This is a genomic window from Devosia sp. P2_G7, from assembly GCF_056403495.1.
In genome coordinates this window covers 63,742-81,225 of the sequence record NZ_JBFUFI010000002.1, presented here as the reverse complement: position 1 = coordinate 81,225, position 17,484 = coordinate 63,742, and the positions used below count along the sequence as shown (strand labels likewise).

The window sequence follows — 17,484 nt, the reverse complement described above, 5'->3', positions numbered from 1 at the left end:
GCCGCGCAAAATGAACGAGGCGCCCTACGGGGCGCCTTTTCTTTTGGGAGGGTACTTAGAACAGGGTCTCGAGCTTGGCCGCCGCGTCGTCCCAGCTGAAGCGGGTGGCGTTGCTGCGGGCAAGTCCCGAGAGCCGGGCGTGTTCGGCCCGGTCGGTGCTGACGGCGCTGATCGCATCGGCGATCGCCTGGGGGTTCAGCGGGTCAAAGAAGCGGGCGCCCTGCCCGCCCACTTCGCGCAGCACCTCGATATCCGAGCAGACCACCGGCACGCCGAACTTCTGTGCCTCGACCACCGGCAGGCAGAAGCCCTCGGTGAGTGACGGGGCCACATAGAAATCGGCATGCGCGTACCAGGTGGCGAGTTGCTGCTCGTCGACCCGGCCGGGGAGAATGAAGCTCTTGAGTTCGGGATAACGGGCCAGCTCATCGCGGACCGCATCGCCATTGTCCTTGCCGATCCAGACGATCGGGATATCGAGGCCGCGCTGACGCATCAGCTCCGCCGCCTCGATGAGGCGCGGCAGGTTCTTGGTCGCCATGTTGCTCGAGACGCACAGGCCGTAGCGGCCGGGCATGGGTCGCTCGACGAGCGGCGTCGCGCGGATCGTCGAGGCCTCACCGATCGTCACGGCCTTGCCGGCCGCATCGGGATAGAGGCGCCTGAACTCATTGGCCGTGGCGTCGGAGACGCAGACCACCTGCGACGAGGCGGCAACCGAAAGGGGGAAGTAGGTGTTCCAGGCCAGCTGGTAGTGCCACTTGTGCAGTTCGGGGTGGGTGCGGCGATAGAGATCGTGCAGCACCAGGACCCGCTTCCTGCCGCCGGCGATCGGCGCCAGGGGCCAAGGCGTGAAGACGGTATCGGCCTTTTGCTGCGCCGCGACGACGCTGACCTGCGCCGTCTCGAACCAGTATTGCAGCTTCTCGCTGGGGGTAGCCTTGCCGCGCACGATGGTGACGCCATCGAGCGGCAGGTGCGGTTCAAGCCATTCCGGCTTCCAGCTGGTGAGCAGCACGTAGTCGTGGCGACGACGGTTCAGCAGCGCCGCATAGACGTTTGCCGTGTACATGGCGATGCCGGACAGCTGTGCAGACCCGGCGCCGAGGAGATTGAGCAGAACCTTGGCCATGGGGCGTCAGCGGCGCTCCCGTCCCTCGCCGAACAGCGGGATGACGTTGCCGATCCGTGCCGGCGGAGTGGCGGCGCCCTCGAACGGGCGGACCATCGGGCCATTGGCCATCGCGACGGCGCGCTCGGGTTCGAACAGGGCCTCGACGGCCTCTAGCAACGCGCCTGGCGTGACCGGCTTCAGCAGCACCTGATCGATGCCTGCGGCGAGCAGCGGTTTGTGGAAAGGAGCCGGTGTACGGGTGAGCGCCACGATCTGGAAGTCGGGCGTCGCGAGCTTCATGTGCTGGCGCAGGCCGCGGGCGATGTCGATGGCCGGCGCGCCAGGCAGATCGGTATCGAGGATCACCACATCGACCGGGGAAATGCGCAGGTAGGTGGTCAGCACCTCGACGCCCTGAAAGCTTGCCACCTTGTGCCCGCCATCAAGCTCCAGCGCGCGCTGCAGGATGCCGCTGAAGGCCGGATTGCCGGCTAGCATTGCGATGCCGAGACTGCGCGAAATCATCAGAGGTTGGCCTCCCGCTTGGGGTTAACAGGGGCTTAACACGCGCCTGCGCATAGAGCGCGGGGGAACTCGCCATATCCTTAATCGGCTAGGTTACCGCCCTGCCCGGCTCAGGCGATGCCGAGGCGCGCCTTGACCTTGCCGGCGAGATTGCGGGTTTCGTCGGGGTGGATCAGCGCGGTGAGGCCGAGGAACACCAGCCCACCCGCAACGCTCCCGGCCGCCAGCCGGAACAGCGGCCAGGCATCGCCCAGCAAGGCGCTGGCGATGAAGGCGGCGATACCGGTCGCGACCGCAATGCCGACCGACGCTCCGAGGTCGCGCCAGGCGATGGGGATCGGCGTCAGCCGGCGCGAGACGATGATGGCCGTGATGAGGTTGGCGAGCGTCCCGCCCGTTAGCGCCAGCGCCGCACCGACCTCGGCCAGCGGCGGAATGACGAGGAAGGACAGCACGATAGTAACGATCGAGCCCGGCGTGCTGGTGACGATCAGCAGCCACGGCCGCTTATGCGCGTGAATGACGTTCTGGAACACGAAGGCCGAGAAATTGGCGGCCATCACCGCGACGGCGATCAGCGGGAATATCTGCAGCACTGGCCCCTGGTAGTCGGCGGGGAGCAGCAGCTTGGCGATATCGGTGCTGAGCGCCACCAGCAGCGCGGCGACCGGAAAGGTCAGCCGAGCGAGCAGCGCCATCTGCTGCGACAGGAAGCTCGCCGCCGCGGCCGGCCCGTCGCGGTCGAACCGGCTGACCATTTCGGGGAAGCCGCCCATGTTGATGGCGTTGGCGATGGTATCGATCGGCTGGCGGGCCAGCACGTAGACTGCGGCGAAGACCGCCACGGCGCCGGCGTCGTAATACATCTTGAGCAGCACCCGCTCGGCGCTGTTGAGGCCGAAGCCCACCACCGCGATCGCAATCATCGGCAAGCCAAGCGCGAACAGCTCGCGATAGGCGAAGCGCGGCGGCCCCTCGACAACGCGGCCAAGGGCGAGCCGCAGCCCGATGAGCCCGGCGAGCAGCGTCGCTGCAGAAGAGGCCAGCGAGACGAACAGGAAACTGTGCTGCACCATTGAGATGACGACCACTGGCAGCGTCAGTTGCAGGGCGGCCCGCACGAACTCCAGCAGGGAGTAAGCGCTATGGCGCTGCTGCATCTGCAATATGGTGAGCGCGAAGCGGCTGACCGCGCCGACCGCAAGGTAGGTGCAAACGGCCAGCGCAAACTCGGCCCAGCGTTCCGGCGCAACGATGCCCGAGGCAGCCGCTGAGACCACGAGGCCGATGAGCGTCGTCACCGCCAGCACCCGCGCCGCCAGCGCCAGGCTGCCGCGGCTGATCTCGCCCTTGCCGCCGAGCCGGAGCAGCGCGATGCGCAGCCAGTTGGTGACGGCGGAATCGGTGAGCTCGCCGACCGTGACGACAAGCGTCAGCAGCCCGTATTCGGTCTGGTCGATGAGCCGGGTGGCGATGACCAGCAGCAGCAGCGCCGAAAGGCGCGTCAGCAGCATCGCCGGAGCGTAGATGAGGGTGGAGCGCAACAGCACTGGCGGCACTTTCCGGACATCGCCGGCGACGGTCCGGCAAATCCGCTTACGCCCGCGACCGTCGAGCGGATAGTTAATTGGCCGTCTAAGGTGAATAGCAGCAATTGTATCGAAATTTTCGGACTGATCTTAGGCGCGCCGCGCTACTCGGTGATCATGCCGGTGCTCCTGCCACGATGCCGCCGCCAATATTAACACTAAAGTAACCTTTTGGTACTGCCGGACCGGGCGAGGTTATATCGATGCTGTGCGGCCTCGGGTAAGGGCCCGGGATTTGCCATGGCCTTCGACGTTGCTCCACAGATAGAGGCTCCGACTGCCGCTGCCGAGCGGCCGGTCGATGCTGTCACTGTGCACGTCAACACCGATGAAGCCGAGTGGCGCGCCCTGATGGCCGCAGCACCGGTTGGCCACCTGCCGCAGGATTTCAGTTTTGCCGCCGGCAAGGACGCCAGCGGCTGGCCATCCCGCCGCTTGATCTTTGCCGTCGGCGAGCAGCCCGTGGCCTTTGCGGTGGTGCTGCAGTACCGGCGCTTCGGCATGAAGCTGCTCAATCGCGTCAATCGCGGACCGATCCTGCTCGAAACGATGCCGTCGGACGAACAGGTGGTTGGAGTCTACCGCGCGCTGCGCAACACAGTCGGCCGGCTGTGGACGATGCCGCTGCTGATCGCACCGGCGCTCAACAGGACCGAGCACAATATCGGCCTGTTGCGTGAGGCCGGCTATGTCCGTCGCCAGGCCGCCTCGTGGCGCTCCGGCCGCATCGACATCTCGGTGAGCGACGGGGAGCTCTGGAAGAGCTTCGGCTCGACCTTCCGCAACCGCACCCGCGCCGCCGAGAAAGCCGGTGCCGAGCTGCGGATCGCCGACGACGCCGCCACCTATGACTGGATGATCGCCCGTCATCTCGAGAACATGAAGGCGAAGAACTTCCTCGCCGCTGGCCCGGAGATGCTGCGCGGCCTGCGCGCGGCAGCGCCGGGCAATGTCCTCGTGTTCCAGTTGCTGCGCGAGGGCATGCCCGTCGCCGGCATGTCGGTGGTCCGCTTCGGCAATACTGCCGAATACCACATCGGCTGGTTCGGGCCGGAAGGCCGCAAAGTCAACGCCGGCAACTTCCTGATGTGGAACGTGATGCGCGAAATGAAACGGCGCGGCGCGAAGAGTTTTGATGTCGGCGGGCTGCGGCTCGGCGACGGCTATACGCAATTTAAGCGAACGATGAAGCCGGTCGAGTACGAGCTCGCCGGCGAATGGATCAGCATTTAAGGGGGTGGTTATGAGTATGATGGATGTGGCGCGCGGCGCCTATGCACGAGGTCCGAAATTCCTGCGCCAGTCGCTGGCGCCACTGGTCTCGCTGGTGCCGACCAGCATGAAGTTCGGCGGTACCTACCGGCTGTGGCGCGAGCGCATCGCCGCCAGCGCCGACCCGGTCTATGCCAATACCGAGCACCTCAAGGCGCTGCGCGGCCTGCTGCGCAAGGCGCATGACAACAGCCCGTTCTACCGCGACCTGCTCGACCGCCACCTGGGCGTCGACTTCGACTATGAGCGGGCCATGCCCGAGGATCTGCGCCGCCTGCCGATCCTCAAGAAGACCGATCTCACCGCCGCCGGCGACAGTGCGCTCGCGGCCCCGCGCTCCAGCGTCGACCGCGCCGACACCAGCGGCTCCAACTCCGAGCGGCCGTTCGGCTTCTATCTCGATCGCGACCGCAGCGTGCGCGAAATGGCCTTCGTCAACGACAGCTGGAGCCGGGCTGGCTTCACCGAAAAGGACAGCAAGATCGTGCTGCGCGGCGTCGGCCTCGACGGGCGCGGCCGCATTACCTCGGAATGGGAGCCGGCGCTACGCGAGCTCCGCCTCTCGGTGTTCCCGATGACCCGGCAAGATGTCGCGCACTATGCCGACCTGATCGACGAGCACGGCGTGCGCTATCTCTACGGCTACCCCTCGGCCATCGATCTGATGGGCCGCCACATGATCACCCTTGGCCGTGAGTTCAAGCAGCCGCTCAAGGGCATCCTGCCGATCTCCGAGCCGATGCTACCGCACCACCGCGCCACCATCGCCGCGGCCTTCGGCGCCGATGTGCCGATCGCCAATTTCTATGGCCTGAGCGAAAAGGTGCTGTTTGCCTCCGAAAGCATGGCGGGCGGTGAGCTCTATACGTTCGAGCCGCTCTACGGCCTTGCCGAACTGGTCGACGAGCATGACCAGCCGATCACCGAGCCGGGCCGCGAGGGCCGGCTGATCGGCACCGGATTCCTCTCCACCGGCATGCCGTTCATCCGCTACGACACGCATGACCGCGCCACGCTGGTCGAGCTGCCCACCGAGGCCAACGGTCAGCGCATGCGGGTTTCCAGCATCATCCCGCGGCGCAAGCCCAACTACCTGATCACCTCCGATGGTGGGCGGGTGGTCACCATCGACCTGACGCCCGACACCCCGCGCTTCTTCAAGGGCGTCGACGAGTACCAGTTCCTGCAGGAGCGGCCGGGCCACGTCACCATCCGCTACATCGCCTCGGAGGGCGGCACCGAAGCCGATGCCCTGAATCTTGCGGCAGACCTGCAGGATCGCGTGCGCGACCGCGTCACCTTCTCGATCGAGCGGGTCGAGAACCTCGCCGGCGGTCGGGGCGGCAAGCGCGCCTTCATCGACCAGCGGCTGGATCTGAACCAGTTCTGAGGGCTGGGGCTATAGCCCCAGTGCCTTCAGCATGGCGGTGTCGGGAATGGCCGGGCCCGTGGGCAGGATGATGCTCATCCCCCACCGGTTGGAGTATTCCCAGACCGACCACGGGATGCCGTGCTGTTCGGCCTTGCGCCGCACCGCTTCCAGGTAGCGCAGGCGGTCGGCGGCGAAAGCCCCCATCCGGCCATCGTCGGACATGGCGATGACGCCGAACTCGCCCAGGAACAGCCGGCTGGTCGGGATGCCGTGGGCGTCGGCCCAGTTGAGGACGTAATCAAAGCCCTCTTGTAGGTGGCTCTCCCCCTCGCCGTCAGCGAAGTACTTGGCGATGTACGGGCCGAGCTTCAGGATGGTCTGCTCCTGCTCGGCCTCAGTGACACCGGCCGCCGTCATATGGGCGCGCAGCATCTCGATCACCGCGCCCGGCGAGCCCTCGCTGGCCGGCCAGGGCAAGCCCGAAGCGAAGCCCCCCTCCTCGTTCGACTGTTGGTGGGTGAAGGTGTGCGGGTCGTACATGTGGAAGCTGTAGTAGAGGTTGGGGTCGTCGAAATTCGGATCGAGGTCCGCCAGCCCGATGACGTCGCCACCGCAGGCGCCGGTGGCGATCACCGTGAGCTCGGTGCTGACGGTACGGATCGCCGCCATCGCCTGCTCCATGATCTTCTGCCATTGCCCATCGCCCCTGCCCTCGCAGGGATAGTGTTGCGGCTCGTTGAACGGCTCGAACGCCACCTTGTCGGGGCCGAGCGAGGCCAGCATTTTCGCGACGTCCGCCGTCATCGCCACGTAGCGCGCGACGCCCTCGCTGTCTGAGCTGCCCTCGACCGTGCTGTCCCCGCTATAGGCGGCGACCTGGGTGATGGGGTGGAGGTTGAACACCACCTTGAGCCCGCTCGCGAGAACCTGCCGGATGTCCTCGGCCAGCACCGCCAATGCCTCCTGGCGCTTCGCGCCCTCGGTGGCGAGCAGCGGGCCCGGATCGACGGTGAGACGGATGAAATCGAAGCCCAGCGACTTGATGCGGGCGAATTCGTCGCCGGCTGGCCAGTCGGTGAGCTCGCGATAGCGGGTGCGCCATTCGTCCACCGTCTGATAGGGCGGCCACCGATAGGAACCGTCGGCTGCCAGTGGCGACCAGTTGAGCCATTCATGCACGCCCACGCCGCGCTGCAGCGCCAACGGCGCCGCCTGCGCGCTTCCCATGAGCATCGCGAGGGCAAAAAACACTACCCGCCAGATCGTCGCCATCGCACCCTCCGCTTTCGCGGCGCATGTTAGCCGTCCGGCGTGACGAGCGGGTTCATGCCCGCCGAAATCGCTGCCTATGGTGTATCAGGCGTCAAACGCAGAGGGCCGCCGACAGCTTGGCTGGGACATCCGCACGATCGCTCCCGGGAGCGCTTGACACCCACCCCCACCAAACCTAAGAAGGCGCCGCGCTACCAGCGCCCGTCGGCCGGTCCCAGGACCAGCCAGCGTCTGGGGCGGAGTAGCTCAGTTGGTTAGAGCAGCGGAATCATAATCCGTGTGTCGGGGGTTCAACTCCCTCCTCCGCTACCATTCACCCCCCTCAAGCGGCGCCTGGCCAGAGATCCGTCGGCCAACGCGACCGGCCTGTGCTTACAGCCGGTGGAGCAGTCTCAGCCGCGTTTCTGGTGGGATGAACGCTGCGGAGAGGGCGCTGCGGTTGCTGGCACGGAACTCGTCCAGCCCCCAACCAAATATCTGGTGCATGCGCTCGTACTCGTCGGTGAGGGTGAGGTTCGTCGGGCCGCGGGCGTCGGTGTTGAGGCCGACCGAGATGCCGAGCCGGCGCAGGCGGTCGATCGGGTGGTCCTCGTAGCGGTCGAACACGTCGATCTGGATGTTGCAGGACGGGCAGACTTCGAGGTGGACGTTGTTGGCGAGGAGCAGCTCGATGACAGCGGGATCCTCGATCGAGTGGACGCCGTGGCCGACGCGGCGGGTGCCGAGCTGCTCGATCACGTCGCGCACGCTGTGGGCGCCGACCGCCTCGCCGGCATGGGCGGTGACGTTGAGGCCCTTGTCGCGGGCGGCGCGGAAGACCGGGATGTGCTGGTCGAGCGGATAGCCTGCCTCGTCGCCGGCAAGATCGAAGCCGCCGACGCCCTGGTCGCGGTACTTGTCGCCGATGCGGACGAGGTCGAGACCGGAGGCTGTGTCGTCTGGGCGGAGGGTGCAGAGGATGAGGCGGACTTCGACCGGGTAGCGCGCCCTGCCCTCTTCGACCGCCGCGAGGACGATCTCGACGACTTCGTCGGTGGTGAGCCCGGTCTGGCGGTGGAGGTGCGGCGCAAAGCGCAGCTCGGCATAGATGATGTTGTCGGCCGCGAACTGGCGCAGCATGTCCACGGTCTGGATGCGCAGCGCGTCGCGGGTTTGCAGCAGCGCTAAGGGCGGGCCGAGATAGCGGAAATAGTCGACGAGGCTCTTGCACTTCTTGGGCGCGAGGAACTCGGCGCGGTAGCGCTCCGGCGTCATTTCGGGGACAAGGGCGTGGACGGACTCAAAGCTCATCGAGCAATCAAGGTGGAGGTGCAGCTCGACCTTGGGCAGCGCGTTGAGTTCGTCTCTCGTCATCTCTTGTCCCGTCAACCTTTGATACCAGCGCTCGCAAGGCCCTGCACATAGTAGCGCTGCAGCGGCAAGAGCAGTGCGATCGGGATCAGCGCGGTGATGACCGCAACGGCAAAGAGCTGGTTCCAGATCGTCTGGTACTGCTGCTGGAAGGCGGCCATGCCGACCTGGATCACCTTGAACTGCTGGGAGGGCATGGCGAGCAGCGGCCACAGGAACGCCTCCCATTGGAAGACGAAGAGCAGCAGCCCCGCGCTGATGCAGGTCGGGATCGAGAGCGGCACGTAGATACGGAGGAGAATATCGAGCCAATTGGCGCCGTCGAGCTTGGCGGCCTCAAGGTAATCCTTCGGGACTTCCTTGAAGAACTGGTAGAATAGGAACACCGCAAGCCCGTTGGCAACGCTCGGCACGATCAGCGCCGCGATATTGTCGACCCAGCCTATCTGCAGCGTCACCGTGTAGAGCGGCAGCGCGATCGCCTCGAAGGGCAGCATGAAACTGATGATGATCAGCGTCAGGATCGCGTTCTTGCCCTTGAAGTCGAACACCGCGAAGGCAAAACCGGCCATGCCGTTGACGATCAGCCCCGCGATCATCGTGATGATGGCGACGAACATGGTGTTGGCGATGATGAGGCCGAAGCCGCGATCGAACACGCCCTGGTAGGCCTCGAGCGAGAACGGCGCAGGGATCAACGCCTTGGCGGTGAAGGGGAAGATATCGGCAAAGACCGCCGTGTTCGGCCGGAGCGAAGAGACAATGGCCCACCAGAGCGGCAGGACGAAAATGAAGGCGATGGCGATGTAGGCGAGGTGCTTCAGGCCGAAGCCGAGACCTTTGCGGAGTGCGGTGGTCGCCATCACTTCTTCTCCGGCTTGCCGTTGAGCAGGCGGAACTGCAGCCCGACGATGACGAGGAGGATGGCGACGACCACCACGATGATCGCCATGGCGCGGCCCATGTCGCCGAAGATGAAGCCCGACTTGTAGGCTTCGTACATCAGCACGTTGGTGCTGTCGGCTGGGCCACCTTGGGTGATCATGAAGATGGGCGCAAAGAGGAGGAAATTGATGGAGACGTCCGCGACGAGGACGAAGAGCAGCGTCGGCCTGAGCAGCGGGATGGTGATGAAGAACAGCCGCTGCCACGGTTGCGCACCGTCGATCTTGGCGGCGTCATAGATCTCGGGCGAGATGTTCTGCAGCCCGCCGATGATGAAGATCATCCAGTAGGAGATCCCCTTCCAGGTCGCGATGGCGATGATCGAATAGAGCGCCAGGCTCTCCGAGGTCAGCCAGGGCTGGCCGGGGATGCCAGCAATGTTGAGGAGGCCATTCGCCAGCCCGTCGGGGCTCAGCATGATGCGCCAGATGATCACCGCGGTGGGCAGCGACACCCCGATCGGGATGAGGAACAGGATGCGGTAGAAGGTGACGCCTTTGAACTTCTGCACGTAGAGCAGCGCGAGGCCCAGCGCGAGCGCGATCTGGATCGGGTTGATCAGCAGGTTGAACCAGAGGGTGACCTGCAGCGATTTCCAGAACGTCGAGTCGGTGACGAGCGACAGGTAGTTGTCGAGCCCGACGAACACCTGGTTGCCGCGGAAGACGTTGAAGAAGCTGTCCGAGATGGCCAGCGCGATCGGATAGAGCCGGAAGACGACGAGGCCGAGCAGCGCGGGGGTGAGGAGCGCCACGACGAAGAAGAGGGGGGACTTGGCTCGGGTGGTCAATGGCGGCTGCTTCATCTGGCAAGTGACAACTGGGTAGCACAGTGGCTGTTGACCCCCACCCCTGTCCCTCCCCTAAGAATGGGGAGGGAGACCCTCGCACATGCGCCAGTGTTCTCGTCTCCCCACCCCTGTTGAGGGGGAGGGGACAGGGGTGGGGGTCAACAGCCACCGGCGGCGCAGGAGACTACTGCGCGACGCGCGAGGCGGCGGATTCGAATTTCTGCACGGCGCTCGTGAGAGCATCCTTCACCGGCACGCCGTTGGCGATATCGACGAAGGCTGTGCGGAACGCGTCCTGCAGTTGGCCATAGGCGGCCGTTACCGGACGGACCTTGGCCGTGTTGAGCGAGTCATAGACGCCCATGCGGAACACGTCGTTGGGGAAGGCGTCAAAGTCGGCCGAGTTGCTGATTTCGTCGAGCAGCGGCTTGTAGGTCGGGAGCTGGTTGAGCGCTTTGAACCAGACGCGCGTGCCCTCGTCGGACGTGGTGAGGTACTTCACGAAATCGAACGATTCCGCCTGGTTGGCCGAGGCGGCGTTGACGCCGATATACCAGCTGCCGGTGGGGGTCAGCGCCTTGCCGCCCTCGAAGTAGGGGTACGGGGCGACGCCGTAGTCGACGCCGGTGGCGCTGAGGATGGGCAGGTTCCAGGTGCCGCCGGCGAACATGGCGAGCTGGCCATTGCCGAACAGCTGTGCCGCTTCGCCATAGCCGAGGCTTTTCGGGCTCACCGCCCACTCATTGTAGAGGTTTGACCAGTAGGTCGCGGCCTTGGTCCAGGCTTCGCTGTCGAGATAGCCCTTGGCGGTGTAGCCGTCGGGCCCGATCACGTCGGTGCCCAGCGACTCCCCGAACGGCTGCAGCTGGTAGAGCTCACCGAACTGCTCGACGGTGAAGCCCCACTGGGTGGTGCGGCCATTGTCGCGCTTAGTCAGCTTCTGCGCAGCATCGGCCACCTGCTCCCAGGTCCAGCGCTTGGTGGAAGCGAGCTCGTCGACCTGCGCCTGCGTCGCGGTGGCGCCGGCCGTGAGGCCCTCGGGCGCCGCGATGCCGGCGTCGGCGAACAGCTTCTTGTTGTAGTAGAGCACCTGGGCCGAGTTGTTGACCGGCAGCGCGTAGAGCGTGCCGTCGTACTTGCCGGCATCGACGGAACCCGGCACGAGGCTGGCGGTATCGATCGCCGGATCGATCGGCGACAGGAACCCACGCGAGGAATAGCTCGCGACCAGCGGGGCATCGACATAGACGATATCGATGCCGGCATCCTTCGAGCGCAGGCGCAGGTCGGCGACCTGGAAGAACTGCGCGAAGGGATAGGGCTGGAGGTTGATCTTGATGTCGGGATGCCCAGCCGAGTAGGCATCGACCACCGCCTGCATGGCAGTAGTGTCGCCACCCTCGATGACGATGAGGTTGAGGGTCTTCTGCTGCGCGAACGCGGTGGTGGTGAGCATGCCGGCAACGAGCCCGGCAATGGCTGCGGTCTTCCACATCTTCATGAGTGCACCTTTTCGGGAGTGACGTGCGAGGGGGAGGCATACTGGCTGGCGCCCCAGATGAGGGCCTGGGTCACCAGGTCTATGAAACGGGGAACGTCGGCCTTGAGCGCAACGCCGACATTCTTGACGCGCTTGTCGTGCTTGAGATCCTGCGGCCGGAAGTCGATCAGCGTCTGGCCGTAGGACTCGCTGTCGGCGACGATTACTTCCCCGGGGAGTTGCTCGACGGTGAAAATCGAGGGATCGATGAGGTACGCGATGGTGCAGGGGTCGTGCAGCGGCGCGCCCGGCTTGTCCTCGCCGGCGAACGAATAGTAGGTGCCGCAATAGAACTGCATGATATCGGCGACCGGATTGGGCGCGGGCTGCGAGGCGCGTACGGCGGCAACATGGTCGCGCCCGAGCAGCGTCTGGTGCGTGACGTTGAGCCCGAACATCGTGAGCTTGACGCGCGAGCGGAACACGATCCGCGCCGCCTCGGCGTCGGCCCAGATGTTGAACTCGGCCGCCGGCGTGACGTTGCCCTCGCCGGCCGAGCCACCCATGAACACGATCTGCTTCAGCTTCTGCGCCATGTCCGGGCGCTTGGCGAGCACCAGCGCCAGGTTGGTCATCGGGCCGATGACGACGGCGGTGATCTCGCCGGGGTTGGCATCGGCCAGCGCGATGATGGCGTCGACGGCGTGGGTGGACTCGGCAGCACGGGTGGCGCCCGGGAGCTCCGCACCCGCGCTGTCGAGCCCGCTCGGGCCGTGGAAGGCCGCGGGGAACTCGTAGCGGTGGAGGAGCGGCTGCACGGCGCCGGCATAGACCGGCACATCGAGCCCGAACGCCTCAACGATGCGCAGCGCATTATTGGTGGTGTTGGCGACGGACGCGTTGCCACATACGCTGGTGATCGCCTCGATCTTGATGTCCGGGTGCCAGGCGGCGAGCAGGATCGCCGCCATGTCGTCATGGCCGGGGTCGCAATCGATGATGATCCGGTGGGTGGGCATAGGGCTGGTCACTCGCAGATAGTCGTCAAGGAAAACTGCGAGATATCGTCCGGGCGCCGAGTGCCTCCCGGATCGCCTGATAAGCCCGCGTATTATGGCGTTACGCTAGGATGGACGTTGCGTGACAAACAGCCTAAATTTCAGCTGTTCGATTGACTTTTCCTCAACGGTCCGATGCTGCATCTGCTCAACGCTGTCAGAGCTTTTGAGGTCGCCGCCCGGCTGGGCAGCGTGAAGCGGGCTGCCGACGAGTTGCATGTGACGAGCGGCGCCATCAGCCGGCATATCAAGAACCTCGAGGATGAGTTCGGCATGGCCCTGTTCGAGCGCGGCAACCGCTCGATGAAGCTGACGCCGGAGGCGGCGGCGTTCGCCGCGACGGTCACCGAGGCTTTCGCCTCGATTACGCGCGGCACCGAGCATCTGCATGCAGCCGCCAGCCAATCGACCATCATGCTGACCGCACCCGACACGTTCCTCCTCCGCTGGCTGGTGCCGCGGCTGCAAAGCCTCGAAACCGCGCTCGGCGGCAAATCGGTGCGGCTCACCACCTGGACGCGCGAGATCAACCCGGCCGACCGCTCGATCGATGTCTATGTCGGGGTGGGTCCGCTGCTCGATATTCACGGGATGACCGTGGTGCCGGTGGCGCCCGAGACGTTCGGTCCGGTGGTGAGCCCGATGCTGGTACGCGACCGGCAGGTGACGCGCGAGTTCCTGTGGAGCCTGCCGCGCCTCGATATCCGCTGGCCGCCCGACATGTGGACCAACTGGGCGCGCGAGGCGGGGATCGCCCTGCCCCCGCGCGAGACCATCTGGTACGACGCGCTGTCGTTCAGCGTGCAGGCCGCCGAAGCCGGCCTCGGTGTCGCCATCGGCCCCGGCCCGGCCACCTGGGATGCGCTGGCGCAGGGCCGCCTGATCGCGCCACTCGGCATGGTCACCCGCCCCGGCCACTGGTTCCTCGCCTGGCGCGACGATCGCTCGAGCCGCACGATGAACGCCATCGCCCGCTGGTTCCAGCAGGAGATGGCAGCGGGCATAGAATTGGAACCTGCGCCGGCGGTGGAGATCGCATAGCAAAGGGGCGGGCCCTTGCGAGCTCGCCCCTTCGTTGTCAGTTCAGATGTTCGATCAGAACGGGCTCTCGGCGTCGAGGAACTCGGCGGCGTTGTCCTTGGTGATCAGCGTCGAGTCGAGGACGAAGCGGCCGGCGACCTGCACGCCGCCGACAAAGTGCGACGTGGTGAGTTCGATCGCGGTGGCGATCATCGCCGGGCTGTAGCTCACATCGACCGGGACGAGCTTGTCGCCCGCCTGGACGCGCTGGAGCATCTGCTGCATGCCGGCGCCGCCGACGATGAACATGTCGTTCTCGCGGCCGGCCTGCTTGATCGCCTCGATGGCGCCGAGCGCGATGTCGTCGTCCTGCGCCCACACCGCCTTGATGTCGGGGAAGCGGGTCAGGAAGTCCTGCATCACCTTGAAGCCGTCATCGCGGTTCCAGTTGGCGAACTCGTCGTCCAGCACCTTGATGTTGGTGCCTTCGATGCCCTTCATGAAGGCGTCGAAGCGCTGCTGGTCGATCGGGATCGGCAGGCCGCGCAGGATGACGATGTTGCCGCCCTCGGGCAGCGCCTCTTTGAAGTACGCGGCCGAGTTGGCGCCGAGGCCCGGATTGTCACCGGCGACGTAGAGGTTCTCAACGCCGTTGATCGACAGCTGGCGGTCGACCACGGTGACGAACTTGCCGGCGTCCTTGACCTGCTTGATGGCCGAGGTCATCGCGTCCGGGTCACCCGGCAGGATGACGAGGGCATCGATATTGCGGGTCGAGACCATGTCCTCGATGTCGGCGATCTGCTTGGGCGCGTCGGGCGCCGAAGCAAAGACGAAATCTACATTGGTGTAGGTCTTCTTGAGCCGTTCGATCGCCTGCTGGGCGAAGTAGTTGACCCCGCCCGTCCAGCCATGGTCGGCCGCCGGCACCGAGACGCCGATGGTCACCTTGTCCTGTGCGAGCGCGACCCCGCCCAGGCCGCCGGCGACGACCGCCGCGGCAAGAAGAGATTTCAGCAATTTCATTTAGTCCTCCCAAAAGTGCCCTTGAGCGGGCGAAGTGGATAGCGATTGGCCTAGCTGGTGCGGCGCCCCCGCTGCAGCAGCACGGCGAGAATGATGATGACGCCCTGGAACGCTCCGTTGAGGTACGGGCTGATGAAGCTCTGGAGGTTCAGGATGTTGCCGATGAGCCCGAGGATCACGACGCCAACCACCGTGCCCCAGATCCGGCCGTAGCCGCCCTTGAGCGTGGTGCCGCCGATGATCACCGCGGCGATAGCTTCGAGCTCCCAGAGGACGCCTGTCGTGCTCGAGGCCGAGCCTAGGCGCGGCACGTAGAGCAGCACCGCGACCGCGACGAGCACGCCCTGGAGGATGTAGGTGAGCAGCCGGACGTTATCGACATTGATCGAGGAATAGCGCGCGACCTGCTCGCTGGAGCCAATGGCGGCGCAATAGCGGCCGAAGGCGGTGCGGCGCATGACAATCTCGCCGCCGATCGCGACGACCGCGAAGACGATGATCGGCCACGGCACGCCAAGGATGCCGTCGTAGTAGACCGGGCGGTAGACGTCGGCGACCTGGAAGTTGAGCGACAGCGTGCCGCCATCGGCAAGGAAGGTGACGAGCGAGCGGAAGATGCCCATGGTGCCCAGCGTCACGATAAAGGCCTCGATGCGCCCGCGGGTGATCATCAGCCCGTTGCCGACGCCCGCGCCGCCGCCGAGCAGCAGGCCCGCCCCCATGCCGACGAGGACGACGCCGACGCCAATCCCCATCGAAGGGATCAGCGAGTTCATGACGATGATCATGACGCCGGCGATCACCGCGGCCATCGAGCCCACCGACAGGTCGAGCCCGCCCGAGGTGATGACGAAGGTCGCCCCGATGGCGATGATGCCGATGAAGCTCGAACGCGCGAGAACGTTGGTGAGGTTGTTGTAGGTGAGGAAGTTCTCGTTGAGCGAGATGCCCAGGATCACCAGCAACAACAGCGCCACGAGGGGTCCGACAGTCTTCAAATCGAGGCGGAACCCCCTGGCGGGCTTCGCTGCAATATCAGGCGCTGATGCGCTCATCGTTTCCACTCTGTTTGATGCCGGCGGCGTACCGCATGATTTCTGCTTCGGTGATCTCGGCGCCCTCGAGCAGGCCCGCCATGCGACCCTCGCGCATGACCACGACGCGGTGGCTGAGCCCGATCACCTCCTGCATCTCGGACGAGATGACGATGATGGCTTTGCCCTCGGCGGCGAGCGCCGCGATGATGTGGTAGATCTGCTGCTTGGTTCCGACATCGATGCCGCGCGTCGGCTCGTCCATGATGATGATGTCGGGCTCGGATTCCATGGTCTTGCCCAGCATCAGCTTCTGCTGGTTGCCGCCTGAGAGCCGGCCGACAGCGACCGAGGGGTCACGGGCGCGGATATCGAAGCGACGCACTGCGCGCTCCAGCGCCTTGGCCTCGCTGGCGCTGTCAAGAAAGCCGGCCTTGAGGTGCTTCTTGAGCGTCAGCAGCGTGAGGTTGGGCTGCAGCCCCATGTTGAGGAGGAGGCCTTTGCCCTTGCGGTCCTTCGTCATGTAGGCGAGGCCCGCCGCCACCGACTGGGCGACACGGGTGAAGTTGGCCGGCTTGCCCTTGACCTCGATCTCGCCGCCCGTCCTGTGCGTGAGGCCGGCGATAGCTTCGGCGACCGCGGTGCGGCCCGAGCCGATGAGGCCGGCAAAGCCGAGAATCTCGCCCTTCCTCAAATCGAACGAGATGTCCTTGACGCCCGGCGCCTTGAGCCCGCGCACCGAGAGCAGCAGCGGCGCGTCGATATCGGGTTCGTGCTTGGGCGGATAGAGGTTGGTGAGCTCGCGGCCGACCATCATCTGCGCCGCCGAATCCGGCGTCAGCGCCGTGGTGCTGACCGTGGCAATCAACTGGCCGTCGCGCAGCACGGTGACTCGCTGGGCCAGTTGCATGACCTCGTCGAGCTTGTGCGAGATGAAGATCACCGCGACGCCGCGCGCCGTGAGGCGGCGGATCTGCTCGAACAGCGTCTGCGTCTCGCCCACCGAGAGCACGGCGGTCGGCTCGTCCATGATCAGTACGCGCGCATCGCGGCTGATGGCTTTCGCGATCTCGACCATCTGCTTGTCCGCGACCGAGAGCGTGCTGATCCGCGCATCGGGATCGACATGGACGTGCAGCGTTTCGAGCACCGCCCTCGCCTTCTGACGCATCTGGCGCACGTCGAGGAAGCCGAAACGGCGGATCTCGCGGCCAAGGAAGATCGAGTCGGCAACGGTCAGGTGCTCGGCGAGGTTAAGCTCCTGGTGGATGAGCACGATGCCCATCGCCTCGGCCTCGCCATTGGGTGGCAGCACGGCCTGCTTGCCGTCATAGACCACGGTGCCCGAGGTCGGCTGCTCGATGCCCGAGAGGATCTTGATGAGGGTGGACTTGCCGGCGCCGTTCTCGCCGATGATGGCGTGAACCTCGCCGCGTTTCACGTCGAAATCGACGCTGAACAGCACCGGGACGTCGTTGAACGACTTCGAGATCCGGCTGGCCGCAAGGATCGCCGGCGCGCTCGCGCCCACGGCGTTCGACATCTTGATTTGCCTCCCCTGGAAGCGGCCGGGTTATGCCCTCCGCTCGCTTCCGAGCCATCGATGTAAAGGTTTTCATGAATGATGTAAAGGTTTA

At 65.4% G+C, this 17,484-nt stretch carries 15 protein-coding genes and 1 tRNA gene; 4 read left to right on the top strand and 12 right to left on the bottom strand.

Features of this window, described 5'->3' with window-relative positions; translation table 11 throughout:
* Nucleotides 1-55 precede the first annotated feature (55 nt).
* The 3 genes from AC1DWU_RS03530 to AC1DWU_RS03520 all read right to left on the bottom strand — a co-directional run bounded on the left by AC1DWU_RS03530 (nt 56) and on the right by AC1DWU_RS03520 (nt 3,189).
* A complete protein-coding gene (locus AC1DWU_RS03530; RefSeq protein ID WP_477148583.1) occupies nt 56-1,132 on the bottom strand; it encodes a glycosyltransferase family 4 protein in 1,077 nt (358 codons plus the stop codon).
* Nucleotides 1,133-1,138: 6 nt separating this feature from the next.
* A complete protein-coding gene (locus tag AC1DWU_RS03525; protein WP_477148582.1) occupies nt 1,139-1,639 on the bottom strand; it encodes a response regulator in 501 nt (166 codons plus the stop codon).
* 110 nt (nt 1,640-1,749) lie between these two features.
* Entirely contained in the window at nt 1,750-3,189 is a 1,440-nt protein-coding gene (locus AC1DWU_RS03520) for a lipopolysaccharide biosynthesis protein (protein ID WP_477148581.1), read from the bottom strand.
* A gap of 279 nt (nt 3,190-3,468) precedes the next feature.
* Here AC1DWU_RS03520 and AC1DWU_RS03515 point away from each other — a divergent pair, with 279 nt between their 5' ends.
* Entirely contained in the window at nt 3,469-4,461 is a 993-nt protein-coding gene (locus AC1DWU_RS03515; protein ID WP_477148580.1) for a lipid II:glycine glycyltransferase FemX, read from the top strand.
* Nucleotides 4,462-4,471: 10 nt separating this feature from the next.
* Nucleotides 4,472-5,890: a phenylacetate--CoA ligase family protein gene (locus AC1DWU_RS03510; RefSeq protein ID WP_477148579.1), complete on the top strand. Its 1,419-nt coding sequence runs from the start codon at nt 4,472-4,474 to the stop codon at nt 5,888-5,890.
* 9 nt (nt 5,891-5,899) lie between these two features.
* On the opposite strand, the gene AC1DWU_RS03505 is transcribed toward AC1DWU_RS03510, so the two are convergent.
* Nucleotides 5,900-7,144, bottom strand: coding sequence for a glycoside hydrolase family 5 protein (locus AC1DWU_RS03505; RefSeq protein WP_477148578.1), 1,245 nt, complete (start codon nt 7,142-7,144; stop codon nt 5,900-5,902).
* Between the two features lie 235 nt (nt 7,145-7,379).
* On the opposite strand from AC1DWU_RS03505, the gene AC1DWU_RS03500 reads away from it, so the two are divergent.
* A tRNA-Met gene (locus tag AC1DWU_RS03500) sits at nt 7,380-7,456 on the top strand.
* Between the two features lie 60 nt (nt 7,457-7,516).
* On the opposite strand, the gene add is transcribed toward AC1DWU_RS03500, so the two are convergent.
* From add to AC1DWU_RS03475, 5 genes are all read right to left on the bottom strand, one after another.
* Nucleotides 7,517-8,497, bottom strand: coding sequence for an adenosine deaminase (gene add, locus AC1DWU_RS03495; RefSeq protein WP_477148577.1), 981 nt, complete (start codon nt 8,495-8,497; stop codon nt 7,517-7,519).
* Nucleotides 8,498-8,508: 11 nt separating this feature from the next.
* Entirely contained in the window at nt 8,509-9,357 is an 849-nt protein-coding gene (locus AC1DWU_RS03490; RefSeq protein ID WP_477148576.1) for a carbohydrate ABC transporter permease, read from the bottom strand.
* Complete coding sequence (locus tag AC1DWU_RS03485) at nt 9,357-10,229, bottom strand: carbohydrate ABC transporter permease (RefSeq protein ID WP_477148575.1); 873 nt, start codon at nt 10,227-10,229, stop codon at nt 9,357-9,359. Before AC1DWU_RS03485 ends, AC1DWU_RS03490 begins: the two co-directional genes overlap by 1 nt.
* A 184-nt stretch (nt 10,230-10,413) precedes the next feature.
* Entirely contained in the window at nt 10,414-11,730 is a 1,317-nt protein-coding gene (locus AC1DWU_RS03480) for an extracellular solute-binding protein (protein ID WP_477148574.1), read from the bottom strand.
* On the bottom strand, nt 11,727-12,740 hold the full coding sequence (locus AC1DWU_RS03475) for a nucleoside hydrolase (RefSeq protein ID WP_477148573.1): 1,014 nt from the start codon (nt 12,738-12,740) through the stop codon (nt 11,727-11,729). Before AC1DWU_RS03475 ends, AC1DWU_RS03480 begins: the two co-directional genes overlap by 4 nt.
* 162 nt (nt 12,741-12,902) lie before the next feature.
* Between AC1DWU_RS03475 and AC1DWU_RS03470 the strand changes: the two genes are divergently transcribed.
* On the top strand, nt 12,903-13,808 hold the full coding sequence (locus AC1DWU_RS03470) for a LysR family transcriptional regulator (protein WP_477148572.1): 906 nt from the start codon (nt 12,903-12,905) through the stop codon (nt 13,806-13,808).
* Nucleotides 13,809-13,862: 54 nt separating this feature from the next.
* Here AC1DWU_RS03470 and AC1DWU_RS03465 read toward each other — a convergent pair whose 3' ends face one another.
* The 3 genes from AC1DWU_RS03465 to AC1DWU_RS03455 are packed head-to-tail and all read right to left on the bottom strand — an operon-like array spanning nt 13,863 to nt 17,390.
* Complete coding sequence (locus tag AC1DWU_RS03465) at nt 13,863-14,813, bottom strand: substrate-binding domain-containing protein (protein ID WP_477148571.1); 951 nt, start codon at nt 14,811-14,813, stop codon at nt 13,863-13,865.
* A 50-nt stretch (nt 14,814-14,863) separates the two neighbouring features.
* Complete coding sequence (locus AC1DWU_RS03460) at nt 14,864-15,868, bottom strand: ABC transporter permease (protein ID WP_477148570.1); 1,005 nt, start codon at nt 15,866-15,868, stop codon at nt 14,864-14,866.
* Nucleotides 15,849-17,390: a sugar ABC transporter ATP-binding protein gene (locus AC1DWU_RS03455; protein ID WP_477148569.1), complete on the bottom strand. Its 1,542-nt coding sequence runs from the start codon at nt 17,388-17,390 to the stop codon at nt 15,849-15,851. Before AC1DWU_RS03455 ends, AC1DWU_RS03460 begins: the two co-directional genes overlap by 20 nt.
* Nucleotides 17,391-17,484 lie beyond the last annotated feature (94 nt).